This window comes from Microbaculum marinisediminis (genome assembly GCF_025397915.1).
GTDB lineage: Bacteria > Pseudomonadota > Alphaproteobacteria > Rhizobiales > Tepidamorphaceae > Microbaculum > Microbaculum marinisediminis.
Genome location: NZ_JALIDZ010000004.1, coordinates 472,932 through 498,019, shown reverse-complemented (window position 1 = coordinate 498,019; position 25,088 = coordinate 472,932). Strand labels below are relative to the sequence as shown.

Below are 25,088 nucleotides of genomic sequence, written 5' to 3'. Positions count from 1 at the left end.
TCTGGCTGGGGTTTATAGGGCGGAGCGGGCCTGAGGGCGAACCGAAGGCCCGGCATGGGCCTTCGGCAGCCAAAGCGGCTTACTTCTGCAGCTCGGTCCAGATCGCCGTGTGGAGCGCGCGAACGTCCTGCGGGCAGTCGGGAATAAACCGGCCCTTGTCCGCGAACTCGGCCGGAACGTTGATTTCCGGCGCGGACTTCATGTCATCCGGCATGAACTCCTGCGAGCCCTTGATGCCGTTGCCGTAGCGGGCGAAGGCGGAGATCAGCGCCGCGTTCTCCGGCTCCATGATGAAGTTCTGGAACAGCTTGGCGTTCTCGACGTTCTTGGCGTCGGCCAGCACCGCGACCGAGTCCATCCACAGGATGTAGCCTTCCTTCGGATAGCCGTAGACGATGTCCGGATTCTGCAGCCGGGCGCGCAGGGACGACCCGTTCCAGTTGACGCTCGCCATCACGTCGCCGGCGGCGAGCTTGTCGGACATGCCGTAGTCCATCGACAGCCACTTCGGCTTGGCGGCGACCAGACCGTCGCGGACCTTCTTCAGAATGGCCTTGTCGTCTTCGCAGACCTTGCCGCCTTCGTAGAAGATGGCGAGATGCAGGATGTCGCCCATTTCCGGGATGATGTTGACCTTGCCGACCAGCTCTTCCGGCGGATCCATGAAGATCGCCGACGTGTTCGGGTCGCCGGAATAGGCGGACGTGTTGACCGCGACACCGGTCGATCCCCACTGCCACGGCACGGTGTAGTGGCGGCCCGGATCCCAATCGACGTTGATCCAGCGCTCGTCGACGTTCTTGAAGTTCTCCATCTGGTCGGGGCGCGACTCCAGCAGCAGCCCTTCGCGCACCCAGACCGGCACGTAGCTCGCCGACGGGACGACGATGTCGAAGCCGTGGCCGCCCGCCTTCACCTTGGCGAGCGCGGTGGTGTTCGAATCGTAGTCGGTGACGGTGACCTTGACGTCGTACTTCTCCTCGAACTTCTTGATCAGTTCGGGGCTGGTGTAGTCGCCCCAGTTGTAGATGTTCAGTTCGCCGGCCGCCGAGGCGATCGCCGTCGAAGCCAGCAGCGCGGCGACCGCGGCGCTCGTGGTCAGGTTCCACTTCATATTCATTCTCCCTCTTTGATTGGCCCCGCCCGGACGTCGCCGGGCGACAGGGGGCCTCTACTTCCTTCTTCGATTCAGGAAGAAGAAAACCGTCACCAACCCGATCGATATCCCCAGGAAAACCGTCGAGATGGCGTTCATCTCGGGCGTCAGCGTTCGCCGGATCTGCCCCAGCATATAGGTCGGCAGCGTGTCCTGGCCCGCCGACTTGACGAACTCGGTGATCACCACGTCGTCCAGCGAGATGACGAAGGCCAGCATGGCGCCGGCCAGAATGCCGGGCCAGAGCAACGGCAGCGTGACCCGCCGGAACGCCTTCCACGGCGTGGCGTAGAGATCGGCGGCGGCCGCCTCGAGCGTCAGGTCCATGCTTTCCAGCCGCGCCCGGATCGGCAGGTAGGCGAACGGGATGCAGAAGGCGCTGTGGGCGGCGATCAGGTATCCGAGCCCGGAATAGCCCGTCGAGACCTTGATCATCGCGAAGAAGATCAGCAGCGCGACCGCGCTGACGATCTCCGGAACCATCAGCGGCTGATTGATGAGCGCGTAGATCACCGTCAGCCCGCGATACGGCCGGGTCCGCGTCGTGGCCAACGCCGCCATGGTGGCGAGCGTCGTCGCGATGAGCGCGGCCCAGCTTGCGATAATGACCGAGCGGATGGAGGCGTCCTGCACCTGCTCGTTCTGCCAGGCCTCGGCATACCAGCGCCAGGAAAACCCTTCCCAGACGGCCACGGAGGTGCCGGCGTTGAACGAATAGACGACCAACGTGATGATCGGCGCGTAGAGGGCCACGAAACAGATGATCGCGACCGTGGTGAAGCCGGGCAGCCGCTTGACCGAGAACGGCCGGGACGTGGTGCGGGCCTCAGCCATGGCCGGCATCCGTGCGCCCCGCGTTGCGCACATAGGAGATCAGCGCCACCATGACGATCGCCAGAAGCGTGATCGACAGCGCCGCGCCGAGCGGCCAGTTGCGCCCCTGCCCGAACTGCAGCTCGATCAGGTTGCCGAGCATCAGGTGCTTCCCGCCGCCGAGCACCCGCGGCGTCACATAGGCGCCAAGCGAGGGGATGAAGACGAGAATGGCCCCGGCCACGATACCGGGCTTCACCGCCGGAATGATCACCCGCCTGAGCGCCTGGAAGCGGGTCGCGTAGAGATCGTAGGCGGCCTCGACGAGGCGGAAGTCGAGCTTCTCCATCGAGGCGTAGAGCGGCAGCACCATCAACGGCAGATAGACATACGCCATGCCGAGCAGGATGGCGAAGTCCGTGAACAGCATCTGGATCGGCTGCTCGATGATCCCGGTTGTCATCAGGATGGTGTTGATGATGCCCTCGTTGCGGATCACCTCCATGATCGCGAAGGTCCTGATCAGGAGGTTCGTCCAGAACGGGATCGTGATCAGGAACAGCCAGAGCTCGCGATACTGCTGCGGCCGCGTGGCGATGAAATAGGCGGTCGGAAAACCGAAGATCAGCGTCAGCAGCGTCGTCAGGAACGACAGTTGCACCGAGCGCCAGAAGATCGACAGATGCGCGTCGGCAAGCCCGATCGTTTCGTCGAAGATGTCGCGGGCGAACACGACCTGGAACCAGCCCTGCAACGAGAACTGCCATTCGACGCCGCCATAGGGATCGGGCGTCAGGAACGAATAGACCAGGACGATCAGCAGCGGTCCGGACGCGGCCGCCAGCAGCACGACCAGCGCCGGCGCCGCGAGCAGCCACTTGCCGCGGACCTCCCGGCGCCGCGCCTCTTCGACATAGGAGTGTTCGGACCGTGCGGGATCAGGCGTCGCGGGGTCGGGCGCAGACGCGCCCGGTGGCGAAGTCGGGGCGGTCTCCTGCGACGCCATGTCAGTCCCGCAGCACCTGCACGGAGCGCTCGCTCAGGTGGATGCCCACCGGGCTCCCCTGCTGCCGCGCTTCCGCGTGCCCGCGGGCATTCTGCGCGCGGACGGTGAACAGCCCGCCATCGGGGAGACGGACGTGATAATGCGTGTCGGTGCCGAAATAGACGACGGTCTCCAGCGTTCCCGACAGCATCGCGGCGCCCGCGTCCCCGGCGAGGGCGGCGTGCTCCGGCCGCACCACCGCGGTGACGCGCCCTTCCGGCCGCATACCGTCGGGAACGTCCGCGTCGACTTCGACCCCGGACGGCAGCCTGAGCCGCGCGGTGCCGTTCGCCGCCGACACGACGTCGGCCTCCATCAGGTTGGTGTCGCCGATGAAGTTGGCCACGAACCGGTCGGAGGGGTGATCGTAGATCTCGCGCGGCGAGCCGACCTGCAGGATGGAGCCGTTGCTCATGACCGCGATGCGGTCCGACATGGTCAGCGCCTCTTCCTGGTCGTGCGTCACGAAGATGAAGGTGATGCCGGTCTCGTTCTGCAGCCGCTTCAGCTCGATCTGCATTTCCTTGCGGAGTTTCAGGTCGAGCGCCGAAAGCGGCTCGTCGAGCAGCAGCACCTTCGGTTGCGGCGCCAGTGCCCGGGCGAGCGCCACGCGTTGCTGCTGGCCGCCGGAAATCTGACTGGTGCGCCGGTTCTTCAGCGCCTCCATCCGCACCAGACGGAGCATCTCGTCGACCGTCGAGGCGACGTCCGGCTTCGACCTGCCCAGCATCTCCAGGCCGAAACCGATATTGCCGGCGACCGTCATGTGCGGAAACAGGGCGTAGTTCTGGAACACCGTGTTGACCGGTCGCTTGAATGGCGGGAGGCCGGATATATCCTCGCCGTTCAGAAGGATCGTGCCGGCGGTGGGGTGATCGAACCCCGCGATCAGCCGCAAGAGCGTGGTCTTGCCGCAGCCCGACGGCCCCAGCAGCGTGAAGAATTCGTTTTCGCCGATTTCAACGCTGACGTCGTTCAGTGCCAGGACACGATCGGGTCCCTCGCCGAAAGCTTTGGTCACGTTGCGCGCTTCGACAGCCGCTTTGGCCAACCGAACACCCCCATCCGCATTTGTTTTAAAAAATGCTATCACAGAACCTGACCCGCGCAAGAGGCGCTGCCAGTTTCATAGCGTTTACAATCGCTTTATTCAGCGACCCAAGAGCAAAATTTGTGATCACATAGAGATGATCCCACTGGGCCGACCGCGTTCGCGACGGCGGCGCGGAGCGACGGTTGCCGCAGCACGTCAGAGCAATTGGCGCACATTGAGGGCCTCCCCGGTTTCCGCAACGTAGTCCCCGAGCTCCGTCCTGGTGAGGAGGCCCGTCTGGGTATCGATGTACCCCACGACGGAGGCGGCATTGGCTGTCGCCGCCGCCAGCGCCCGATCCGGGCCTTCATCGTGCACGAGCGCGGCGGCAAGCGTGGCGGCGAACGCATCGCCGGCCCCCGCCGTCCCGGCCACGTCGACCCGTAGCGGCGGACAGAAATAGAGCGCGCCGCGCGCCCACAGATACGCGCCCCTGGTGCCATCCGTGACCGCCACGTAGCGCGGCCCCATGCTGCCGACCGCCGCGCAGAACCCTTCCAGCGACATGTCGAAGCCCGAACCGTCCAGACCGCGGCGCATCAGCTCCGGCGCGTCGTCGGGAATATGCGGCGCCGCCTCATCCGGCAGTCGCGCCGCCAGCCCGGGCATCAGAGCCTCGGCCTCGACCCGGTTGATGCTGATCAGATCGATATCGGCCAGCGCCGCGAAGAACGCTTCCCGGCGCGAGGTGAGTTGCCGGATGCCCGGATTGTTCGAGACGAACGCGCCGGCGCGCCGGGCCGCGCCGACCACATGACCGTGCTGATCGGCGGACGTGTTGCTGAGACCGGAAACGTGGACGAGTCCGGCGCCCAGGAACGCGTCTTCCGGCACGTCATCGCGCGAAATCAGCGTATTGGCGCCACGGAACGTGAAAATCGACGCGTTACGGTCGTGCGAGGAGACCATCACCGTGATGCCGGTGTCGAGGCTTTCGCTTTGGCGCACCAGGTCCCGGGCCAGGCCCTCCGCGTCGAATGTCTCCAGTATCTTGGCCGCGTTCAGGTCGGTGCCGAGCTTGACGATCGGCGCCGTCGCGTAGCCGAGCCGCGCCAGGCAGACGGCGCTGTTCAGCGCGCCGCCGCCCGGATGGATGGTGATGCTTTCGGCCTCGATCTTGCGCCCCTCCTCGAGCAGCAGAAAGGAGGCCGTGACGTTCGTCATGGTTACGCGCTCGATGTCGCGGTCGGCGATCACGGTGATGATGTCGACCGTGGCCGAGCCGACCGTGACGGCCCGGTGCCGTGCGGGTTCGGGGCGCGTGGGATCGGGGCGCTGGTTATCGGTCATAAACCACTTTCTTCATGTCCGGCCGGGGTTGGCGGGGCCGGGGCCGGCGGGGTCGCGGTCGTGGGGCGGCGTGCCCGCTCTGCGACTACCGGTTGCTTGCTTGCCTAGATATTAAGGATGCGAAAAAGCCAAGGGGAGCGCATGAAATTCAGCGCTTATGCCGGCACACGCGCGGCGCCGGAAAGAAAAACCGGAAGCTCATATTTACGCGTTCCTTATCCGCTTATCTAAAAATTAAGCGCGTCTGATGGCGTTCCTTTTACCAAATCCCGGATAAATGGTCCAAGTTTGTGAAATTTTGACCAACTGGCTTCAGATTCGAGACGGTCGACGCGAGCCTTGGAATGTAAATGCTCCTACGCAGACTCCTCGCGACACGCCAAGACGACGCGCAACTCTCGCCTGAGATTCGCGCGGCGCTGGTTGAGTCGTTGTTCGCACCGCTGTCGTCCCTGGCAGTGGGCGCGATCGCGTGCGGCATTATCGGCGCGGCCGTCGCGATCAAGGCGAACGATCCCGCGATCCTGGCCACGTCTATCGCGATTTTCGCGGTCGGGCTGCTGCGTGTCGTCTCCGCCGTCATCTACAAGCGCCGCAAGCTTGCCGACGATGTCGCCGCCACGCAAATCTGGGAACGAATCTACGAGTACGGCGCCTGGGGCTTCTCCGCGCTTCTCGGGCTGCTCTGCTACATCACGCTGACGCATACCACGGACGCAACTCTGCATCTGGCGGTCGCCACCACCGCAGCGGGATATGCCGCCGCCATTTCGGGCCGCAACGCCGGCCGACCGATCATCGCGGTCGGCCAGCTCACGCTCACCACGCTGCCGCTTGCGATCTCGCTGCTGATCTATCCGGACTGGCTCCACAAGGCGCTCGGTTTCGTCATCCTGATGTTCATCTACGGGATGGTCGACATCACCCTGTCCATTCGCGACATCATCATTCAGGCGCTGACGATGACGCGCAAGGAAGCTGCGCTGGCGGCCCGCTACGAGGAGCAGGCCAACCGTTTCGACATCGCCCTCAACAACATGTCGCACGGCCTGTGCATGTTCGACGATCAGGACAGGCTGAAGGTGTGGAACGCCCGCTTCATCGAGCTGCTCAACCTGTTCGATGCGCCGATCAAGGTCGGCACGACGATCCGCGACCTGGTCCGGTACTCGATCCGTGCGGGCAATCATTCCGGCCGGGGCGTCCGTTCGATCGTCTACGAACTCACCCGCGGCCTGAGGCAGGACCACCACGGCCAGGTCTTCGTCTCCGTCGACGGCGAGCGCATCATGGCGCTGTCGCGCCGGATGATGGCCGACGGCGGCTCGGTGGTCATCCTCGAGGACGTCACCGAGCGCAAGGCCGCCCAGGAGAGGATCGCCTATCTCGCCCGCTACGACGACCTGACCGGCCTGCCGAACCGCAACCATTTCCGCGAGCGCATCAACGAGATGCTGGAGATAGTGCGCGAAGGCGGCAATCAGATCGCCCTGCACCTGATCGATATCGACCGGTTCAAGCAGGTCAACGACACGCTTGGACATCCCATCGGCGACAAGCTGCTCAAGGAGGTGTCGCGCCGCCTCGGCTCGGTCGTGCGCACCGGAGACATGATCGCCCGCTTCGGCGGCGACGAGTTCGTCATCCTGCAGTCGACCCCGTCGCGCCGGCAGGATTCCGGGCGCCTCGCCCGCCGCTTGGTGAAGGCACTGTCCGTGCCGTTCGACGTCGAGGGGCACCGCATCGACATCGGCGCCTCGATCGGCATCGCGGTCGCGCCGCAGGACGGCATCGACGCCGACGAGTTGATCAAGAACGCCGACATGGCGCTCTATGCCGCCAAGGGCAATGGCGGCGGCGAGCACCGTTTCTTCGCCGCGGAGATGGAGGAGCGCGCCCAGGCCCGCCGCGCGCTCGAACTCGACCTGCGCGACGCGCTGTCACGCAACGAAATCGAGGTCTTCTATCAGCCGCTGATCGACCTGAAGACCGGAGAGATCACAACCTGCGAGGCGTTGCTGCGCTGGCACCATCCCGAGCGCGGCTACATCTCGCCGGCGGAGTTCGTTCCGATCGCGGAGGAGACCGGGCTCATCATCTCGATCGGTGAATGGGTCCTGCAGCGCGCCTGCCAGGACGCGGCCAAATGGCCTGCCGGCACCAAGGTCGCGGTCAACCTGTCGCCGGTCCAGTTCCGCGACCGGTCGCTGGGTGCCCGCGTGGTCTCGGCCCTGGCCAAGTCGGGCCTGCCGGCCCAGTGCCTCGATCTCGAGATCACCGAGCGCGTGCTGCTCGAGGAAAGCGAGAGCACGCTCTACACGATGGAGCAGCTTAAGGTACTCGGCGTGCGGATCTCGCTCGACGACTTCGGCACGGGATACTCGTCGCTGAACTACTTGCGCAAATACCCGTTCAACAAGATCAAGATCGACCGGTCGTTCATCGCCGATCTGGGTCGCGATCAGGATGCCCCGTCGATCGTCCGCGCCGTCGCCGGTCTCGGCAACAGCCTGAACATGATCGTGGTCGCCGAAGGCATCGAGACGGAGGAACAGCTGCGTCAGGTCAAGGAAGAGGGCTGCCACGAGGGGCAGGGCTATCTCTTCGGCCGCGCCATGCCGTTCGACGCCATCATGGAGAAGCTGCAGGCCTCGCCCGCGCAGCGGGCGAACCTCGTCGCGGTCGCCTGAGCGCCGCACCTGTCCCCCGGCTTCTATTCCGCTGCTAGCGGGACACTGCGCAGCCGGTCCTGCGCGGCGACCAGCCGTTCCATCAGGCGCAGATCGCGATCGCTCAGCAGCAGGCAGGCATCCGCCCAGATCTCCACGATCCGCTCGAGCTCCTCGAGCGGAAGCGGATCGACCTGGCGGCCCGTCATGTAGACGGCGCGCGAGCCGTTGCGCCGCCACCGCTGCTTCTGGATATAGGCCCGCGTCGCCTCAACGCCCTCGCCGGGTTCGGCCAGGATATGGACGATGCCCAGGTCGTGCATCTCCTCGGCCGTGAAGGAATTGCCGGACAGGATCATCTCCTCGGCCTTCGCCGCACCGATGCGGCGCGCCAGCAGGCTGTAGGCGCCCATGCCCGGAAACAACCCGAACAAGCTTTCGGGAAAGCCGAACTTGATGCCCCGTTCGGCGATGACGACGTTGAACGACAGCAGCGACTCGAAACCGCCGCCCAGCGCGTCCCCCTGCGCCAGCGCGATCGTCACCACCGGCAGGTCCAGCGTTTCGATGTTGCGATGCAGGATCCGCACGCAGGTGCGGCCATACTCGACCAGGGCCTCGCGGTCGCGGTCGCGGATGTGTCTGGCGAACAGGTCGAGATCACCACCCAGGCTGTAGACGCCGGGCCAGCGCGACCCGAGAACGAGATAGCGGAGTTCGTCCTCCTGCCCGGCGAACATCGACTGGATACCGATCTGCCACGCCTCGAAATCCTTCAGAAACTCAGGATTATAGCTGGGTCGGTTATGCGGACGCATGAACGTCCACAGGGTTCCCGTTTCCTCCTCCCAGTCCACCTCGAGCTGCTCGAGGCCGAAAAGTGGACGCTCGGTTGACTCCGTCCCCGGCGCGGCTGGCTGGACTGGCGACGGCCGGCTTTTGGAAGGTGATGGTTGTTTGCGAGAAAACGAGCGATCTACTAGCGACACAAAACTCGACATCGTCCGCACCCTATTAAGCTTAACAAAATACTATCATTTTGAACTATCCGCTGCCATCGAATTATCGAGCGGAGCCAGAACGATAGGTCGCCTTTCGCCCCCCAAAGGGCTGTCTTCAGTCAGCAGAAAGAGGGGTAAGTGTACGTCCGCTAACAATAATTATTAATGTTAACCAAGGATGCAATTAGGCAAAATCCGTATGTCTGGAATGCTGCGAAGCATCACCAAAACAGCTGATCCCGACCATCCGAACGGGATCGGACACGTCTAAATTTGGCTGCGTGCACTACCGCAACGGCATGATCGGGCATCGATAGGACAGGGGAATCCGCGGATGTGAACGCGCAGAAGCACGGCGCCCCCGGCGGGTCAGGCGTCCGCCTGGATCTTGCCGATCAGACGCACCAGTTCGCGCTGCTCGTCGTCCGATAGACGATCGGCGACCGACTGCTCGAAGTCGCGGACCCGCGTCCGCGCGCGATCGAAGAACGCCTCCTGGGCGTCCTCGAAGAACAGGGCGTTGTAGCGCCGGTCATGGGCGAGTTGCTCGCGGCGGACGAGTGCGCTCTGCTCCAGCCGGTTGAGGACCGGCGTCAGCGTCGACTTGTCGATCCCGAAGGCATTGGCGAGTTCCATCTGCGTGATGCCCGGATTGGCGCGGATCAACATCAGAAGGCCGAACGCCCCCGGCGTCAGCCCGATATCCCCCAGCGACCGCTCGAACTCGCGAAAGACGTTGGCCTGCGCGCGCCGCAGCAGATAGCCGATGTAGTTCGGCAGTTCGTCGTAGTCGATGTCACGCCCGCTGTCCGCCGCCTGTACCGGAATATCCATCTCGATCGACACACCTTCGCTTCCGCCGCGGCTCGTTCGGGCCGGCAGCCATGTCAGTCCATGCCGGCCGGACCGAATCCCGCAAGGCAACCTAGAACCGATAGTGCGTGGCCACAACTGTTTGACGTCGCTACTACCGCATTCGTACAGTGCCGTCGATCACCGCCCCACGCGCGGTGGAAGGGAGCAGGAATGGAAGTCTCGTTTCATCGCGAGATCGAGACGCTGAGGCTCGGTGCAGGAGACACCTTCCACGGCGAGGGCATCATGGCCGTCACCAAGGCGCTCCTGCAGTCCGGCGTCGCTTATGTCGGCGGCTATCAGGGCGCGCCGGTCAGCCATCTGCTCGATGTGCTGCTGCAGGCCGAGGACCTGCTCGGCGAACTCGGCATTCGTCTGGAGACCTGCACCAACGAGGCCGCGGCCGCGGCGATGCTCGCCGCCTCGATCAACTATCCCCTGCGCGGTGCCGTGACCTGGAAGTCGATCGTCGGCACCAATGTCGCCGCCGACGCTCTGTCGAACCTGTCGTCGGCCGGCGTCATCGGCGGCGCCATGATCATCGTCGGCGAGGATTACGGCGAAGGCGCCAGCGTCATCCAGGAGCGCACCCAGGCCTACGCGGTGAAGTCGTCGGTATGGCTGCTCGACCCGCGCCCGGAGCTGCCGACCATCGTGCGCATGGTGGAGAAGGGCTTCGCGCTGTCGGAGGCAAGTTCGACGCCGGTCATTCTCGAGTTGCGCATCCGCGCCTGCCATGTCTTCGGCGCCTTCGAGGCATCCGACAACCGGCGGTCCGAGCACTCGGCGACCAACCGCTTCGCCGAACCCGCCGGGTTCGACTATGCCCGTCTTAGCCATCCGCCGGTAACCTTCGTCCAGGAGGCCGACAAGGTGAACCGCCGACTACCGGCGGCCCGCGCCTTCATCCGTGACAACCGCCTCAACGAGACGCTGGGGCCGGAGGACGGCGATATCGGCATCATCGTCCAGGGCGGTATGTTCAACGTCCTCAACGGCCGCCTCGCCGAGGCAGGGCTCTCCGACGCCTATGGCGACATCGGCATCCCGACCCACGTCCTCAACGTGACCTATCCGCTGGTCCCCGAGGAGATCGCGGCCTTCTGCGCCGACAAGCGCGCCGTTCTGGTGGTCGAGGAAGGCGGCCCGGACTTCATCGAGAAGGAGATCGGCCAGATCCTGCGCCACGCCGAACTCGATACGAAACTGCACGGCAAGGACGTGCTGCCGATGGCCGGCGAGTATTCGCCGGTCGTGGTCGCCAGGGGCCTGTCCGCCTTCCTGTCGCGCTACGGCCGCAACGAAGCCGCCCGCCTCGACGAATGGGTCGAGGCCGTCGAGGCCCATTCGCAATCCGTCGCCCGGGACCTCACGGCGCCGCTGCCGCCGCGCCCGCCGACCTTCTGCACCGGCTGCCCGGAGCGCCCCGTCTTCTCGGCGATGAAGCTCCTGCGGGAGGAAACCGGCCCGGTCCACGTCGCCGCCGACATCGGCTGTCACGCTTTCGCGACCTTCCCGCCGTTCAGCCAGGGCAACTCGATCCTCGGCTACGGCATGTCGCTCGCCTCGAACGCGGCGGTTTCGGGCACCCAGGCGAAGCGCCCGCTCAGCGTCATGGGCGACGGCGGCTTCTGGCACAACGGATTGCTCACCGGCGTCGCCGGCTCGGTCTTCAACCAGGACGATTCCGTCCTCGTCATCTTCAAGAACGGCTATACCAGCGCCACCGGCGTCCAGGACGTGCCCTCCTCGCGGCCGCAGGGGGAGGGGCGCGGCCGCGGGCTCGATATCGAGAGCGCGCTGAAGAGCCTCGGCGTCGGCTGGGTCCGCACGGTCCACTCCTATTCCGTGTCGACCATGCGAAAGACGCTGCGGGAGGCGCTCGGCAGCGACGAGACGGGCCCGAAGGTCATCATCGCCGACGGCGAGTGCCAGCTCGCCCGCCAGCGCCGCGTCCGCCCGGCCGAGGCCCGGGCGGTCGCCGAAGGCAGGCGCGTCGTACGCACCCGCTTCTGGGTCGATCCCGACGTCTGCACCGGCGACCATGCCTGCATCCGTCTGTCCGGCTGCCCGTCGCTGACGGTGAAGCCCAGCACCGACCCGCTGAAACCCGAGCCGGTCGCCCATGTGAACAACGACTGCGTCGGCTGCGGCCTGTGCGGCGAGGTGTCCCACGCCGCCCAGCTCTGCCCGTCCTTCGCCCGCCTCGAGATCATCCGGAACCCGAACGGCTGGGACCGGTTCCGGGCGCGGCTGTCCTCGGCGTTGATCCGGCTGTTCGGCGGCTACGCGGCACCGTCCGAACCCGACGCCCGCCCGGCGCCGCACCCCATTCCGGCCGAGTGACATGTCGGCCGGCTCGCCGATCACGGTCCTGATCTCCGCGCTCGGCGGCGAAGGCGGCGGCGTGCTTGCCGGCTGGATCGCCGATGCCGCCGTCGCCGAGGGCCTCCATGCCCAGCGCACGTCGATCCCCGGCGTCGCCCAGCGCACCGGCGCCACGACCTACTACCTCGAGATCCTGCCCCACGCCGACGCCGGGCGCGGGCCGGGCAAGCCGGTGCTGGCGCTCAATCCGGCGCCCGGCCGCGTCGACGTGCTGATCGGCACGGAACTGCTCGAGACCGCGCGTATGGTGCAGACGGGCTACGCGACGCCCGATCGGACCGTGCTGATCGGCGTCGTCCGCCGCGTCTATACCGTGGCGGAGAAGGCTTCCATGGGCGACGGACGCCTCGATCCCGACCGGCTCGAGGCGATCGTCGAACGCTATTCGAAAACCGCATTGCTCGGCGATCTCGGCGCGATCGCCCAGGCCGCCGGCAGCCATCTGAACGCCGTCCTGCTCGGCGCGCTCGCCGGCTCCGGCACCCTGCCGATCCCGCCGGACCGCTATCGTGACGCGATCCGCGCCGGCGCCAAGGCGGTCGAGTCGAATCTGCGCGGGTTCGAGGCCGGGCTCGCGTTCGCCCGAACCGGCAGGACGGGGCCCGCCCCGGCCGCCGAAACCGAAGACGCGGTGCGGCCGGTCCCGGAAGCCTGGTCGCTCTATCCCGAAGGCGCCCTGCCGATGATCGAGGCGGGATCGCAGCGCCTCGCCGATTATCAGGACGACGCGTACGTCGCGCTCTATGCCGACCGCCTGAAGCGCTTCGCCGGCCGGCCCGGCGCGGATGCGGCATTCCTGTCCGAGCTCGCCCGCATCCTGGCGTTGCGCATGGCCTTCGAGGACACGATCCGCGTCGCCCAGCTGAAGCTCACCGCGGCAAGGCTCGAACAGGTCCGGGCCGAGGCCGGGGCGCGGTCCGGCGAGATCGTCGACGTGATCGAGTATATGAAGCCGGGGCCCGAGGAGCTTTTCTCGCTGCTGCCGCCCGCGCTGGCGCGGCGCGCGCTGGCCTTTCTCGCCGGCCGCGGCTGGGACACATGGTCGATCCCGATGAACGTCACGGCGACGCGGTTCGGCGGGTTCATCCGGCTGAAGACGCTCGCGAGCCTGCGCGGCTGGCGCCGCCGCACCCTGCGCTACGCCGACGAGCAGGCCTGGATCGAACACTGGCTCGACCTGATCGACCGGACGCTCGCGGTCGATCCGGACGCGGCGCGCGAGGTCGTCGCCATCGGCGGCCTGGTGAAGGGCTATGCCGACACGCACAAGCGCGGTCGCCGCAATTTCGACCGCATCGTCGCGCGCGTCGTCGAGCCCGCCCTGGCCGGCGACCTGCCAGCCCCGGCCTTCGCCGACGCGGTGCTGAACGCCCGGCTTGCCGCGCTGAAGGACCCGGAGGGAACGGCCCTCGACGAAACGATCCGGAGCCTCTGGGCCTCGCTCGCGCCGGACCGTCAGGCCGCCGAGTAGGGCTCAGACCGCCGAGTAGCCCTCAGACCACCGCGTGGACGTCGAGCAGCACGGCGTTCTTCTCGCGCCTGCCTGTCGCGACGCCGATGATGCCGTTGAGCCAGGCGACGTCGCTGTCGACCGGCGCCTCGAACCGCATGGCCGTGCGGAAATAGTAGAGCGCGGGATCGACCGCCTCGCCACGCGCCAGCCTTGCGATCACGTCGGCCGGCCCGTGGCGCACGCCGTCGCTGTTGACGAGCACGAGCGCGCCGGCCGCCGTTTCGATGGTGTAACGCGCCGAGATGTCGGCGATCGCATCCGACCGGATGACCTGCCAGTCGGCGCCGCCGGGCAGGATGCGGCCGTTGACCCGCTCGCCGGACACCGTTCCCCCGAGGATGTTGATCACCCGCCGCGTGCCCATCGGCGTCAGGCCGAACTCCAGACTGTCGGCCAGTTCGGCGTGAATGTGCATGAACGGTGATTGCGCGACGAGCATGGGGCTCACTGCATCGTGTTGGGCAGGAACAGGACCAGGATCGGGAACGCCACGAGCAGCGACAGGCGCAGGACGTCCATCAGCACGAACGGCATGACGCCGGCGAACACGCGCTGAAGCGGTATGTCGCGCGCCAGCGAATTGAGCACGAAGACGTTCATGCCGACCGGCGGGGTGATCAGGCCGAGCTCCACCGTCATGACGATGATGACGCCGAACCAGATCGGATCGAAGCCGAGCTGCAGGATGACCGGATAGATGATCGGGATCATCAGCACGATCATCGCCATGGCGTCGAGGATGCAGCCGAGGATCAGGAAGAACAGCAGGATCAGCACCAGCGTGCCGTGGGGGCCGAGGTCGAGGGCCAGCAGCAGGTTGGCGATCTTCTGCGGCGTCTGCGTCGCCGTCAGGAAGTAGCCGAACAGGAGGGCGCCGATCAGGATGAAGAAGATCGAGGCGGAGACCTGGATGCTGTCGACGAGGCAGCGGTAGATCGCCTTGCCGTCGAGCCGGCGGCGCACGAGGCCGATGATCAGCACGCCCGAGGCACCCATGCCGGCGGCCTCGGACGGCGTGAAGACGCCGCCGTAGATGCCGCCCATGATGAAGACGAACAGCAGCACCACCGCCCAGACGCCGCGCGAAGCATGGATCCGCTCGGTCCAGTCAGCCTTCTCCTGGACGGGTACGTCGCTCTTGGAGAACATCACGTAGAGCCGCACCGTCACCAGATAGAGGAGCAGCGCCAGGATGCCGGGAATGACGCCGGCGATGAACAGCTTGCCGATGTCCTGCTCTGTCAGGATGCCGTAGATGGCGAGGACGATGGACGGCGGGATCAGGATGCCGAGCGTGCCGCCGGCCGCGATCGAGCCGGTCGCCAGCGTGTCGGGATAGCCGTAGCGCTTCATCTCCGGCAGCGCGACCCGGGTCATCGTCGCCGCTGTCGCCACCGACGATCCGCAGATCGCCGCGAAGCCGCCGCAGGCGGCGATCGTGGCCATGGCGAGCCCGCCGCGCCGGTGGCCGATCCAGGCGTTGGAGGCCCGGTACAGTTCCTTGCTGAGGCCGGACGCGGTCGCCAGCGACCCCATCAGGATGAACATCGGGATCAGCGCCAGCGAGTATTCCGTAGCGGTGCGGATCGGCGACAGGCCGACCAGGTTCAGCGCCGACGACGTCCGGACCATCATGGCGAAGCCGCCGACGCCGACGAGGCCCATGGCGACGCCGATCGGCACGCGCAGGAGCAGCAGGATGAACAGGACGACGAAGCCGCCGATGGCGACGAGATCGGGATAGCTCATGGCTCTCCGGCGGGATAGTCCTGCGGCCCGTCATCGTCGGGGCCGAGATTCGAGGGAACGTCGAAGTTGCCGGTGATGACCACATGGGCGATGCGGGCCAGCAGCACGACGGTGGTCAGCGCGATGCCGAGCCAGGCGAGCAGGTGGAACGGCCAGATCTGCACGTCGAGCTCGAAGGTGGTCTCGCCGGACGCCCGCGTGGCCAAGACGCGGACAAGGAACATCCACGTGAAGACGGCCGCGCAGCCGAAGAACACGAGATCGGCGAACAGGTTGAGATAGCCCCGGGCCTTGCGCGGGAGGGCCGACCAGAGGATGTCCACCTGGATATGCTCCTGCCGGTAGGCGGCGACCGCCACGCCCCAGAAAATGGCGACGCCGAGCAGCAGGCGACCGATGTCGAAGGATCCGGGCAGCGACGCGTTGAACCCGTAGCGCAGCACAACGGTCAGGAAGGTCAGCCCGGTGATGACCGCCAGGAACATCGCCGCCGCCCCGTCGACGAAGGTGACGATCCGTTTGATGAGCTGCTCGAACGCGTTCATCGAAGAGCCTGGACCTCACGCGCCCTCGCCCGCCGGCGAGAGATTCGGACAGGACGATCGCCGAGACGCCGAAGCCGCCGCCCCGGCCAATTGGTGCCGGGACGGCCGGTCATCGGTCCGCCTCAGTATTTCGAGTTGTACTTCTTCAGCGTATCCTGAAGGTCGTTCCAGACCGCGTCGGCGTCGTAGCCTGCGTCGTTCACGGCCTTCTTCCACTCGTCTTCCATCGGCGCCACGGCCTTGCGCCATTCGGCGACCTGGTCGTCGGTCGGCGTGGTCACGGTGTGGTCGGACATCGCCTTGATCTTGTCGCGGCCGCCGCTCTCGTACGTGGCCCAGCCGATCGAGGTCTGCTTGGCCCATTCGGGATTGCAGTGATCGTCGACCGCCTTCTTCTGGGCATCCGACAGGTTGTTGTAGAAGTCCTTGTTCATGCCCCAGACGAAGCCGACGACATAGGTCGGCATGTCGAGGTGGTACTTCACGGTCTTGTCGATGCCGAACAGGAGGATCGAGCCCCAGGGGAAGGTGATCGCGTCGGCGACGCCGCGCTCCAGCGCCTCGCGCGATTCCGGCGCGCTGACCTGGACCGGCTGGCCGCCGAGCAGGGTCACCATCTTGGAGATCGTGCCGTTGGCCGGCCGCACCTTCAGGCCGTTGACGTCGCCGGGAACGACGATCTTTTCCTTGGAATGGAAGGTGCCCGGGTCATGCGCGTTGGCGAGGCAGACATAGATGTCGCCCATCTCCTTTTCGGCGTAGTTGCCGTACCACTCGTCGATCGCCGCGGAGCCGTCCGTGGCGTTGGTGATGTTGAAGGGCAGATTGGCGGCGTCGAAGACGGGGAAGCGGCCCGGCGTGTAGCCCGGGTTGATGTAGCCCATGTCGGCGATGCCATCGCGGACCATGTCGTAGGTGTCCTTCGCGGCGCCGAGCTGCTGCGCCGGGAAGATCGTCACCGAGATCGTACCGCCGGTAGCTTCGTTGAGGGACGCGCCCCACTCGGTGATCGCCTGCTGCAGCGGATGTGTCGGCGGCACCCAGTGCGCGAACCGGATCTCGACCGGATCGTCCGCGTAGGCGGCACCCGCCGCGAACATGGCGGCGGAGACAATGGTGCTGGCAAGCCAGGTATGCGCTTTCATGCGGTCCTCCCTCAGACAGCGGATCTTTGGCGATCGGCTTGGCCGCCTGACGCGCACTGCGCTGGCGGCTCTGTTGGGCGTAGCCTAGACCGAGCCAAGCGGCGGGGGCAAGAATGTTGTTTGCTTCCGCAACTGTTTGCCCTCAAACTTTCGGATAGGGTGCCGAAATCGGCGGTTCATCCGGCACTTTCGGTCGTCTCGATCAGGAGCGCGATTCCCTGCCCACCGCCGATGCAGGCCGATGCGATGCCGTAGCGCAGGCCTGATCGAGCCAGTTCCCGGGCCAGCGTGACGGCGAGCCTCAGGCCGGTCGCGCCGAGCGGGTGGCCGATGGCGATCGCCCCGCCGTTGACGTTGAGCCTGTCCTCGTCGAGCCCGAGTTCGCGCGCACAGGCCATCACCTGGGCGCCGAACGCCTCGTTGATCTCGATGCGGTCGATGTCGGCGAGCGATAGGCCGCTGCGGTCCAGCACCGCCCGGATCGCCGGCACCGGTCCGATGCCCATGATCTCCGGCGGCACGCCGACGGCCGCCGCGCAGACGAGACGGGCCAGCGGCGCCCGGTCGCGGTCACGCGCATAGGCCCCGGAGGCGACCACCGCCGCCGCGGCGCCGTCGACCACGCCCGACGAGTTGCCGCCGGTCTGCACCCCGCCGAAGGCGGGCCGGATCCGCGCGAGCGCCTCAACCGATGATGGCCGGATATGCGTATCCTGACGCACCGCATCGACCTTGCGCGGCAGCCTGATGCCACGGTCGTTGTAGCCCTCGAGCGCGAACACCTCGCTCGTCACCGGGGTGATCTCGCCGTCGAGGAATCCGCTGTCCCTGGCCGCCATGGCCCGTTCGAAGCTGCGCGCCGCATAGGCGTCGACCGCCTCGCGGCCGATCTGATAGCGCGTCGCGAGGGTCTCCGCCGTGCCGCCCATGGTGACGCTCGCCGCCGGATCGAGCAGCGCTTCCCAGAGGAAATCCTTGAACTCGACTCGGCCCATGTCGAAACCGCCGCGATGGGTGTAGGCGGCGATCGGATTGCGGCTCATCGATTCCGCGCCGACGCACAGCGCCGCGTTCGCCCGGCCGAGCGACACCGCGTCGGCGGCCTGGCTGATCACCTCGAGCCCGGTCCCGCAGATACGCTGTACCAGATGGGCGGGCACCTCCATCGGCACCCCGGAATAGAGGCCGACATGGCGCGGCAGCATGTAGGCGTCGAAGCTCGCCTGGGCCATCGAGCCGCAGATAACGGTTCCGACGTCCTCCGGCGGGACGGCGGCGCGCGCCAGCGCCTCGCGGCCGGCTTTGATGCCGAGATCGATCGGCGAGACCAGCGACAGCGCGCCCTTGTAGTCGACGAAGGGCGTGCGCACCCCGTCGAGGAGCCAGACGTCGCTCCATTCGGCGCAGACCGCGCGCTCCGTCCCGCTCATGTCTCGTTTCTCCTCACGCAAGCGCCAGGACGTCGGGTCCCGGCGGTTCGGCGTACAGGGTTTCGATCAGGGCGGCGCGGTTCTCGAGCACCGCGCGCTGGTTGATCGATCCCTTGTCGGTCATCTCGTGGCGGTCGATCGATGGCGGCTCGGGCATGAGCAGCAGCCGGACCACCCGGTTGGAGCTTCCCGTCGCCGTCCGCGCGAAGCTTTCCAGCCGGTCGCGGAACGCCGCCCTGACGGCATCGTCGGCGACGAGGGCGGCCAGTCCCCCGTCGGCGGGAAGCCCGGCCAGCCGGCGGCAGGCGTTGGGGTCGACGAAGACCAGCGCCGACACGTAGTCGCGGTTCAGCCCGGCGATCACCACGTCGGAGACGTAGGGCGCGAAATGGTCGATGAAGGCGCCGCGCAGCGGCCCGACATTGACCCAGGTTCCGGTATCGAGCTTGAAGTCCTCCTTGACGCGGCCGTCGAAGACCAGGCCGGCGGAGGGATCGTCCGGGTCGGCGAACCGCATGGCGTCGCCGAGCATGTAGTAGCCGTCGGCGTCGAACGCCGCCGCCGTCATGTCCGGCTGGCGCCAATAGCCGGGCAGCACGCTCGGGCTCCGGATCCGCGCCTCGAGCTTGGCACCGTTCGGCACCAGCTTGATGTCGACGCCGGGCGCGGGGATGCCGACATGGCCGGCCGGCGCATCCCACAACAGCACGAGCGCGAACGGCCCGGTCTCGGTCGCGCCGAAGCCGCAAAGCCGCAGGATGCGCGCGCCGCAGGTCCTGGTCGCCATGGCGTCGAGGTCGTCCCAGACGTGCTGGGCCATCCCGGCGCCGGCATAGAACAGCACCTTCAGGTCCTTGAAGAACGTCTCGCGCAGGCCCGGGTCGTCGCGCAGGTAGGGAACGAGCGCGTCGAAGCCCTTCGGCACGTTGAAGTACCAGTTCGGCGAGACGTCGCGCAGGTTGCGGACGGTCCGTTCGATACCGGCCGGCGTCGGATTGCCGTCATCGATATAGAACGTCCCGCCGTTGTAGAGCGCGATCCCGAAATTGTGGTTGCCGCCGGCGGTATGGTTCCACGGCGCCCAGTCCAGGATCACCGGCGGCTCGTCACGGAAGTAGGGAAACGCGCAGGCGATCATCTCCTGGTTGGAGGTCAGCATGCGCTGGGTGTTGACCACGCCCTTGGGCATGCCGGTGGAGCCGGAGGTGAACAGGATCTTGGCGATCGTATCCGGCCCCACGGTGGCGTTCGCCGTGTCCGCCGCCGCGGGATCGGCCCCGGCATCCTCACCATTCGCCAGCGTGTCGAACAGGGTCTGGCCGGGGCCCGGGTTGCGGGCGACCACGACCTCGCAGCCCCGGGGCGTCGCGGCGTCGAGCGCCGGGGCGAAGGCCGCGCCGTCGGCGGCGAAGATCAGGCCGGGCGTCACCAGCTCGACGATGTAGCGCAGCTTCGCGTAGTCGGTGGAGATCAGCGAGTAGGCCGGCGATACCGGAGCATACGGGATGCCGACATACTGGGCGGCCAGCCCGAGGAGCGCGTGCTCGATATCGTTGCCCGACAGGATGACGATCGGCCGCTCCCGGGTCAGGTGCCGTGTCAGGAGCGCCGCACCGATCCGCCGCACCAGGTCCAGCGTCTCGGCGTAGGTGAACCGGCGCCAGCCGGCGCCGTCACCGTCGCCCCCGCCGGCCGGGCGACCGGCGAGGAAAAGCCGGTCCGGTGTGGCCTCGGCCCAGTCGACCAGTCGGTCGGTCAGGCGCTCCGGATAGGCCGGCAGTGGAAACGGCGATCGAAACAGGATCGATCCGTCGGGTCGGTGTTCGGCCACGACGTCGCGCGGCCCGAGATCGACGGGCCGGAAGCGGTCCGGATCGGTCTGCTTCTTGGCCGCGTCGTTGCCGGTCATCACTCCTTCTCGACTTTGGGCGCGCGTTTCTCGAGGAAATCGCGCAGCCTTTGCTTGGCTTCGTCCTGGCTTTGCGCAACCGCCGCCATCAGCGCCTCGGTGAAATAGCCGTTGCCGCCGGCGGCCTCGGCGATACGCGGCACCGCCTGCAGGATGGCGTAGTTGCTGAGCGGCGCGTTCGACGCGATGGCCCGGGCCAGCGTCTTCGCCTTGTCGAGCCCGGCCCCGTCGTCGACCAGATAGTGCGACAGGCCGATGGTCTGCCCTTCGGCTGCGTCATAGACGCGCCCGGTCAGCATCATGTCCATCATCCGCGCCGCGCCGATCAGCTTCGGCACCCGCACCGAGCCGCCGCCGCCCACGAAGATGCCGCGCTGGCCCTCCGGCAGGCCGTAATAGGCGGAGCGCTCGGCGACGCGGATATGGGTGGCGCAGGCCAGTTCCAGGCCGCCGCCAACGACGGCCCCATGCAGGACCGAGACGACCGGCACCCGGCCGAACGCAATCTTGTCGAACACCGACTGCCACATCCGCGAATGCTCGATGCCCTCGGCGAGGTCGCGTTCGCGCAATTCCGAAAGGTCGAGACCGGCGGAGAAATGCGTGCCCTCGCCACTCAGCACGACAGCCTTCACGCCCTCCGGCAGCCGCGTGAAGAAGATCTCCAGGCCGAGGACGGTCGGATCGTCGAGCGCGTTGCGTTTGTTCGGCCGGGCAAGCCGCAGGAGGGCGATATCGCCGTCGACCTCGGCGGCAAGCGATCCCGGCAGATCCGGCAGGTCCGAAGACGGATTTTCCGACCCGTGCAACGCGACAACTCCTCCCGATGTATCGAGGCCGTTGATAACAGTTTGTAGCCAAACCATCAATCGGCCATCGCGCGCAAGCAGCCGGAGCGCGGACGTTCGGGGACCCGGAAACGAAAATGCCCGGGCCAGGGCCCGGGCATCAAGCGCGTTCGATTCGACCCGCGTGTCTCAGACGGGCCAGGCTTCGAGCCTGTGGGCGGAGTCCCAGAACATCCATTCGAGCTGCATGGCACGCTGGAACGCCAGATGCATTGCCTCGCGTGTCGCCAGGGTTTCCCCCGCCGCGACGCGATCGGTCGTGGCGATGGCCCCATCGACAGCGGCCTGGAAATCCTCGCCGCCATAGGTATCGATCCAGGCCTGGTAGGGATTGTCCGGCGTGGTGGCGTTGGCAAGGATGTCCTTGCCGACCTCACCGTAGACCCAGAAGCAGGGCAACAGCGCCGCCAGCACGACCGGATACGGCTGGGCGTAGGCGGTCGCGAGCAGGAACGCCGTGTAATGGTGGCACGCCGGCGACAAGGCGATTGCCTCGAACGCCTGCCTGTCGATTCCGAACCGGGCGAAATAGGTCTCGTGCAGCGCGCGCTCGACGACGATGGCTTCCGTGGCCGCCTTGGAAAACTGGATGATCCCGTTGGCGTCATCCGCCTTGGCGGCCGCGATCGCCAGCGCGCGCGCGTAGTCGGCCAGGTAGTGGCCGTCCTGAACGATATAGTGCTGGAACCGATCCTGACGAAGGGCGCCGGCCGCCAGTTCCGTATTGAACGGAAGCGTCCGGATCGCCTCGTACAGATCCGCGTTGCGCCGCCACGCCTCGGCGCTGAAAGGCGTCACATTCGACGACACGACCCGACCCTTGTCAGCCGTGACCGGCGGCCTTCAGCGCGGCGATCACTTCCTGGAGACGGTCGAGATGGCGCTGCGCCTTCTCGCGGGCCAGCTCGTCCCTGGCGTCGGCGACGTCTTCCTCGGCGTTCTGGATCTCCTGGGCGAGAACCGCCTCGTCGATCTCCTCCACCGGGATCGCCTGTTCGGCGAGCACGGTGATCATGTCGGGGCGGACGTCGGCGAAACCGCCGCGCACGAACACCTCGCGCTTCGCGTTGTCGGTGCCGCGCACGGCAAGGATGCCGGCACGCAGGGTCGCGATCGCCGGCACGTGCTGCGGCAGCACGCCGAAGTCACCCTCGGCGCCGGGGACGTCGACCTGGGCGACGTCCTCGGACATGAGCAGCCGTTCCGGCGAGACCAGCTCGAAGCGGATAGTGTCGGCCATTGGGCTTCAGGCTCCTTCGGATCTTCAGGCCGCTTCGGCCGCCAGACGCTGCGCCTTCTCGACGGCCGCCTCGATGGTGCCGACCATGTAGAAGGCGGCTTCCGGCAGGTGGTCGTAGTCACCGTCGCAGAGCGCCTTGAAGCCCTTGATGGTGTCGGCGAGGTCGACGAACACGCCCGGCGAGCCGGTGAACACCTCGGCCACGAAGAACGGCTGCGACAGGAAGCGCTCGATCTTGCGGGCGCGGGCGACCGCCAGCTTGTCGTCTTCCGACAGCTCGTCCATGCCCAGGATGGCGATGATGTCCTGGAGCGACTTGTAGCGCTGCAGGATCTCCTGCACGCGGCGCGCCGTCTCGTAGTGCTCTTCGCCCAGCACGTTCGGGTCGAGCATGCGCGAGGTCGAGTCGAGCGGATCCACGGCCGGGTAGATGCCCTTTTCCGAAATGGCGCGGTTGAGCACCGTCGTGGCGTCCAGATGGGCGAACGAGGTGGCCGGCGCCGGGTCGGTCAGGTCGTCGGCCGGCACGTAGATGGCCTGAACCGATGTGATCGAGCCCTTGGTCGTGGTGGTGATTCGCTCCTGCAGGGCGCCCATGTCGGTGGCCAGGGTCGGCTGGTAGCCCACCGCCGAAGGAATACGGCCGAGAAGGGCCGACACCTCGGAGCCCGCCTGGGTGAAGCGGAAGATGTTGTCGACGAAGAACAGCACGTCCTGGCCCTGGTCGCGGAAGTACTCGGCGACGGTCAGGCCGGACAGGGCGACGCGGGCACGCGCGCCGGGCGGCTCGTTCATCTGGCCGTACACCAGGGCGCACTTGGAGCCCTCGCCGCCGCCCTTCTTGTTCACGCCGGACTCGATCATCTCGTGATAGAGGTCGTTGCCCTCGCGGGTACGCTCACCCACGCCGGCGAACACCGAGTAGCCGCCGTGCGCCTTGGCGACGTTGTTGATCAGTTCCTGGATCAGCACCGTCTTGCCGACGCCGGCGCCGCCGAACAGGCCGATCTTGCCGCCCTTGGCGTACGGGGCGAGCAGGTCGACGACTTTGATGCCGGTGACGAGGATCTCGGCCTCGGTGGCCTGCTCCACGTATTCCGGCGCGGGGGCGTGGATCGGGCGATGATGCTTGGTCTTGATCGCGCCTTCCTCGTCCACCGGCTCGCCGATGACGTTCATGATACGCCCCAGCGTCTCCTCGCCGACGGGAACCTCGATCGGCTCGCCGGTGTCGGTGACGTCCTGGCCGCGGGTCAGGCCCTCGGTCGCGTCCATGGCGATGGTGCGCACCGTGTTCTCACCCAGATGCTGGGCGACCTCGAGCACCAGGCGCGTGCCGTGGTTGTCGGTCTCGAGGGCGTTCAGGATTTCCGGGAGCTTGTCCTCGAAGTGCACGTCGACGACGGCGCCCGTCACCTGCGTGATCTGGCCGACGTTCTTGTTCTTGGCGGATTTGGTTGCCATCGGAATCTACCCTGCTCTCAATATGGTTCAGAGCGCCTCGGCGCCCGAGATGATTTCGATCAGTTCCTTGGTGATCTGCGCCTGACGCGACCGGTTGTAGGTCAGCGTCAGCCGGTCGATCATGTCGCCGGCGTTGCGCGTGGCGTTGTCCATCGCCGTCATGCGCGCACCCTGCTCGGACGCGGCGTTCTCAAGAAGCGCCCGGAAGATCTGCACGGAAATGTTGCGCGGCAGGAGGTCGGCCAGGATTTCGGTCTCGTCCGGCTCGAACTCGTAGGCCGCCAGCGCCGCCGCGGCCTCCGCCTCTTCGGCCGGCGGGATACTCGCCGGGATCAGCTGCAGGCCGGTCGGCACCTGGCTGATCACCGAGCGGAACTCGGCGAAGAACAGCGTGCAGACGTCGAACTCGCCGGCCTCGAACAGCGACAGCACCTTCTCGCCAATCGCGTGCGCGTTGGAGAAGCCGATCTGCTTCACCTCGCGCAGCGTGATCGTGTCGATGATCAGCGAACTGTAGGTACGGCGCAGCTGATCGTAGCCCTTGCGCCCGACGCAGAGGATCTTGACCGTCTTGCCGTCGGCCTGGAGCCGCGCGACGCGCTCGCGCACCATGCGCACGATCGAGGAGTTGAAACCGCCGCACAGGCCGCGCTCGGACGAGCACACCACCAGCAGATGGGTGTCGTCCTTGCCGGTGCCGACCATGATCGGCGACGTTTCCTCGGCGCTGGTCAGCGAGCCGGCGAGGCCCGCCAGCACCTGCTCCATGCGCTCGGCATAGGGCCGCGCCGCCTCGGCCGCGGTCTGCGCGCGCCGCAGCTTCGCCGCGGCCACCATCTGCATGGCCTTGGTGATCTTCTGCGTCGCCTTGACCGAGGCGATGCGGTTTCTGAGGTCCTTGAGGCTCGCCATCTATGCGGCTCCGCTAAGCTCGT

At 66.7% G+C, this 25,088-nt stretch carries 21 protein-coding genes; 3 read left to right on the top strand and 18 right to left on the bottom strand.

Translation table 11 applies throughout. The annotated features are described in order from the left end of the window. Positions 1-79 precede the first annotated feature (79 nt). The 5 genes from MUB46_RS11220 to MUB46_RS11200 form a co-directional block, all read right to left on the bottom strand. A complete protein-coding gene (locus tag MUB46_RS11220) occupies positions 80-1,114 on the bottom strand; it encodes an extracellular solute-binding protein (RefSeq protein WP_261615985.1) in 1,035 nt (344 codons plus the stop codon). A 57-nt stretch (positions 1,115-1,171) separates the two neighbouring features. Beyond that, a complete protein-coding gene (locus MUB46_RS11215) occupies positions 1,172-1,990 on the bottom strand; it encodes an ABC transporter permease (RefSeq protein ID WP_261615984.1) in 819 nt (272 codons plus the stop codon). After that, positions 1,983-2,975: an ABC transporter permease gene (locus tag MUB46_RS11210; protein ID WP_261615983.1), complete on the bottom strand. Its 993-nt coding sequence runs from the start codon at positions 2,973-2,975 to the stop codon at positions 1,983-1,985. The genes MUB46_RS11215 and MUB46_RS11210 overlap by 8 nt, the downstream gene beginning before the upstream one ends. A 1-nt stretch (position 2,976) precedes the next feature. Then, entirely contained in the window at positions 2,977-4,035 is a 1,059-nt protein-coding gene (locus tag MUB46_RS11205; RefSeq protein WP_261615982.1) for an ABC transporter ATP-binding protein, read from the bottom strand. Positions 4,036-4,263: 228 nt separating this feature from the next. Then, a complete protein-coding gene (locus MUB46_RS11200; protein WP_261615981.1) occupies positions 4,264-5,397 on the bottom strand; it encodes a carbohydrate kinase family protein in 1,134 nt (377 codons plus the stop codon). Between the two features lie 350 nt (positions 5,398-5,747). On the opposite strand from MUB46_RS11200, the gene MUB46_RS11195 reads away from it, so the two are divergent. After that, positions 5,748-8,087: a putative bifunctional diguanylate cyclase/phosphodiesterase gene (locus tag MUB46_RS11195; RefSeq protein ID WP_261615980.1), complete on the top strand. Its 2,340-nt coding sequence runs from the start codon at positions 5,748-5,750 to the stop codon at positions 8,085-8,087. Positions 8,088-8,110: 23 nt separating this feature from the next. Here the strand turns inward: MUB46_RS11195 and MUB46_RS11190 are convergent, their stop codons facing one another. Together MUB46_RS11190 and MUB46_RS11185 are read right to left on the bottom strand one after the other, a co-directional pair. Further along, positions 8,111-9,067 (bottom strand): crotonase/enoyl-CoA hydratase family protein, encoded by a 957-nt coding sequence (locus tag MUB46_RS11190; RefSeq protein WP_261615979.1) that lies wholly within the window; start codon positions 9,065-9,067, stop codon positions 8,111-8,113. 369 nt (positions 9,068-9,436) lie between these two features. Beyond that, positions 9,437-9,913 (bottom strand): MarR family winged helix-turn-helix transcriptional regulator, encoded by a 477-nt coding sequence (locus tag MUB46_RS11185; protein ID WP_261615978.1) that lies wholly within the window; start codon positions 9,911-9,913, stop codon positions 9,437-9,439. Positions 9,914-10,093: 180 nt separating this feature from the next. Between MUB46_RS11185 and MUB46_RS11180 the strand changes: the two genes are divergently transcribed. Both MUB46_RS11180 and MUB46_RS11175 read left to right on the top strand, forming a co-directional pair. Beyond that, positions 10,094-12,268, top strand: coding sequence for an indolepyruvate ferredoxin oxidoreductase subunit alpha (locus MUB46_RS11180; protein WP_261615977.1), 2,175 nt, complete (start codon positions 10,094-10,096; stop codon positions 12,266-12,268). 1 nt (position 12,269) lies between these two features. After that, positions 12,270-13,781 (top strand): indolepyruvate oxidoreductase subunit beta family protein, encoded by a 1,512-nt coding sequence (locus MUB46_RS11175; RefSeq protein WP_261615976.1) that lies wholly within the window; start codon positions 12,270-12,272, stop codon positions 13,779-13,781. A 22-nt stretch (positions 13,782-13,803) separates the two neighbouring features. On the opposite strand, the gene MUB46_RS11170 is transcribed toward MUB46_RS11175, so the two are convergent. The 11 genes from MUB46_RS11170 to MUB46_RS11120 form a co-directional block, all read right to left on the bottom strand. Next, a complete protein-coding gene (locus MUB46_RS11170; protein WP_261615975.1) occupies positions 13,804-14,262 on the bottom strand; it encodes a DUF3237 domain-containing protein in 459 nt (152 codons plus the stop codon). A gap of 5 nt (positions 14,263-14,267) precedes the next feature. After that, the gene (locus MUB46_RS11165; RefSeq protein ID WP_261615974.1) at positions 14,268-15,572 is read right to left on the bottom strand and encodes a TRAP transporter large permease; all 1,305 of its coding nucleotides are present in this window, start codon (positions 15,570-15,572) and stop codon (positions 14,268-14,270) included. Beyond that, positions 15,569-16,117 (bottom strand): TRAP transporter small permease, encoded by a 549-nt coding sequence (locus MUB46_RS11160; RefSeq protein ID WP_261615973.1) that lies wholly within the window; start codon positions 16,115-16,117, stop codon positions 15,569-15,571. The genes MUB46_RS11165 and MUB46_RS11160 overlap by 4 nt, the downstream gene beginning before the upstream one ends. Before the next feature lie 122 nt (positions 16,118-16,239). Then, a complete protein-coding gene (locus tag MUB46_RS11155) occupies positions 16,240-17,217 on the bottom strand; it encodes a TRAP transporter substrate-binding protein (protein ID WP_425256256.1) in 978 nt (325 codons plus the stop codon). Between the two features lie 221 nt (positions 17,218-17,438). Continuing rightward, on the bottom strand, positions 17,439-18,692 hold the full coding sequence (locus MUB46_RS11150; protein WP_261615971.1) for a thiolase family protein: 1,254 nt from the start codon (positions 18,690-18,692) through the stop codon (positions 17,439-17,441). Between the two features lie 13 nt (positions 18,693-18,705). Next, positions 18,706-20,601, bottom strand: a complete 1,896-nt coding sequence (locus MUB46_RS11145; protein WP_261615970.1) for a feruloyl-CoA synthase — start codon at positions 20,599-20,601, stop codon at positions 18,706-18,708. Next, positions 20,601-21,410 carry a crotonase/enoyl-CoA hydratase family protein gene (locus tag MUB46_RS11140; RefSeq protein ID WP_425256247.1) on the bottom strand — a complete coding sequence of 270 codons (810 nt, stop codon included), beginning with the start codon at positions 21,408-21,410 and terminating at the stop codon, positions 20,601-20,603. The genes MUB46_RS11145 and MUB46_RS11140 overlap by 1 nt, the downstream gene beginning before the upstream one ends. Before the next feature lie 168 nt (positions 21,411-21,578). Next, the gene (gene tenA / locus MUB46_RS11135; RefSeq protein ID WP_425256246.1) at positions 21,579-22,247 is read right to left on the bottom strand and encodes a thiaminase II; all 669 of its coding nucleotides are present in this window, start codon (positions 22,245-22,247) and stop codon (positions 21,579-21,581) included. A gap of 25 nt (positions 22,248-22,272) precedes the next feature. Next, complete coding sequence (locus tag MUB46_RS11130) at positions 22,273-22,689, bottom strand: F0F1 ATP synthase subunit epsilon (RefSeq protein ID WP_261615968.1); 417 nt, start codon at positions 22,687-22,689, stop codon at positions 22,273-22,275. Positions 22,690-22,713: 24 nt separating this feature from the next. Further along, the gene (gene atpD / locus MUB46_RS11125) at positions 22,714-24,153 is read right to left on the bottom strand and encodes a F0F1 ATP synthase subunit beta (protein WP_261615967.1); all 1,440 of its coding nucleotides are present in this window, start codon (positions 24,151-24,153) and stop codon (positions 22,714-22,716) included. 27 nt (positions 24,154-24,180) lie between these two features. Next, a complete protein-coding gene (locus MUB46_RS11120) occupies positions 24,181-25,065 on the bottom strand; it encodes a F0F1 ATP synthase subunit gamma (RefSeq protein WP_261615966.1) in 885 nt (294 codons plus the stop codon). Positions 25,066-25,088 lie beyond the last annotated feature (23 nt).

Excerpts from the sequence above, each read along its gene's own strand:
- MUB46_RS11175 (WP_261615976.1), top strand. The coding sequence starts at position 12,270 with ATGTCGGCCGGCTCGCCGATCACGGTCCTGATCTCCGCGCTCGGCGGC.
- MUB46_RS11160 (WP_261615973.1), bottom strand. The coding sequence starts at position 16,117 with ATGAACGCGTTCGAGCAGCTCATCAAACGGATCGTCACCTTCGTCGAC.
- MUB46_RS11120 (WP_261615966.1), bottom strand. The coding sequence starts at position 25,065 with ATGGCGAGCCTCAAGGACCTCAGAAACCGCATCGCCTCGGTCAAGGCG.
- MUB46_RS11195 (WP_261615980.1), top strand. The coding sequence starts at position 5,748 with ATGCTCCTACGCAGACTCCTCGCGACACGCCAAGACGACGCGCAACTC.
- MUB46_RS11145 (WP_261615970.1), bottom strand. The coding sequence starts at position 20,601 with ATGACCGGCAACGACGCGGCCAAGAAGCAGACCGATCCGGACCGCTTC.
- MUB46_RS11200 (WP_261615981.1), bottom strand. The coding sequence starts at position 5,397 with ATGACCGATAACCAGCGCCCCGATCCCACGCGCCCCGAACCCGCACGG.
- MUB46_RS11220 (WP_261615985.1), bottom strand. The coding sequence starts at position 1,114 with ATGAAGTGGAACCTGACCACGAGCGCCGCGGTCGCCGCGCTGCTGGCT.
- MUB46_RS11215 (WP_261615984.1), bottom strand. The coding sequence starts at position 1,990 with ATGGCTGAGGCCCGCACCACGTCCCGGCCGTTCTCGGTCAAGCGGCTG.
- MUB46_RS11190 (WP_261615979.1), bottom strand. The coding sequence starts at position 9,067 with ATGTCGAGTTTTGTGTCGCTAGTAGATCGCTCGTTTTCTCGCAAACAA.
- atpD (WP_261615967.1), bottom strand. The coding sequence starts at position 24,153 with ATGGCAACCAAATCCGCCAAGAACAAGAACGTCGGCCAGATCACGCAG.
- MUB46_RS11130 (WP_261615968.1), bottom strand. The coding sequence starts at position 22,689 with ATGGCCGACACTATCCGCTTCGAGCTGGTCTCGCCGGAACGGCTGCTC.
- MUB46_RS11155 (WP_425256256.1), bottom strand. The coding sequence starts at position 17,217 with ATGTTCGCGGCGGGTGCCGCCTACGCGGACGATCCGGTCGAGATCCGG.
- MUB46_RS11170 (WP_261615975.1), bottom strand. The coding sequence starts at position 14,262 with ATGCTCGTCGCGCAATCACCGTTCATGCACATTCACGCCGAACTGGCC.
- MUB46_RS11165 (WP_261615974.1), bottom strand. The coding sequence starts at position 15,572 with ATGAGCTATCCCGATCTCGTCGCCATCGGCGGCTTCGTCGTCCTGTTC.
- MUB46_RS11210 (WP_261615983.1), bottom strand. The coding sequence starts at position 2,975 with ATGGCGTCGCAGGAGACCGCCCCGACTTCGCCACCGGGCGCGTCTGCG.
- MUB46_RS11180 (WP_261615977.1), top strand. The coding sequence starts at position 10,094 with ATGGAAGTCTCGTTTCATCGCGAGATCGAGACGCTGAGGCTCGGTGCA.
- MUB46_RS11150 (WP_261615971.1), bottom strand. The coding sequence starts at position 18,692 with ATGAGCGGGACGGAGCGCGCGGTCTGCGCCGAATGGAGCGACGTCTGG.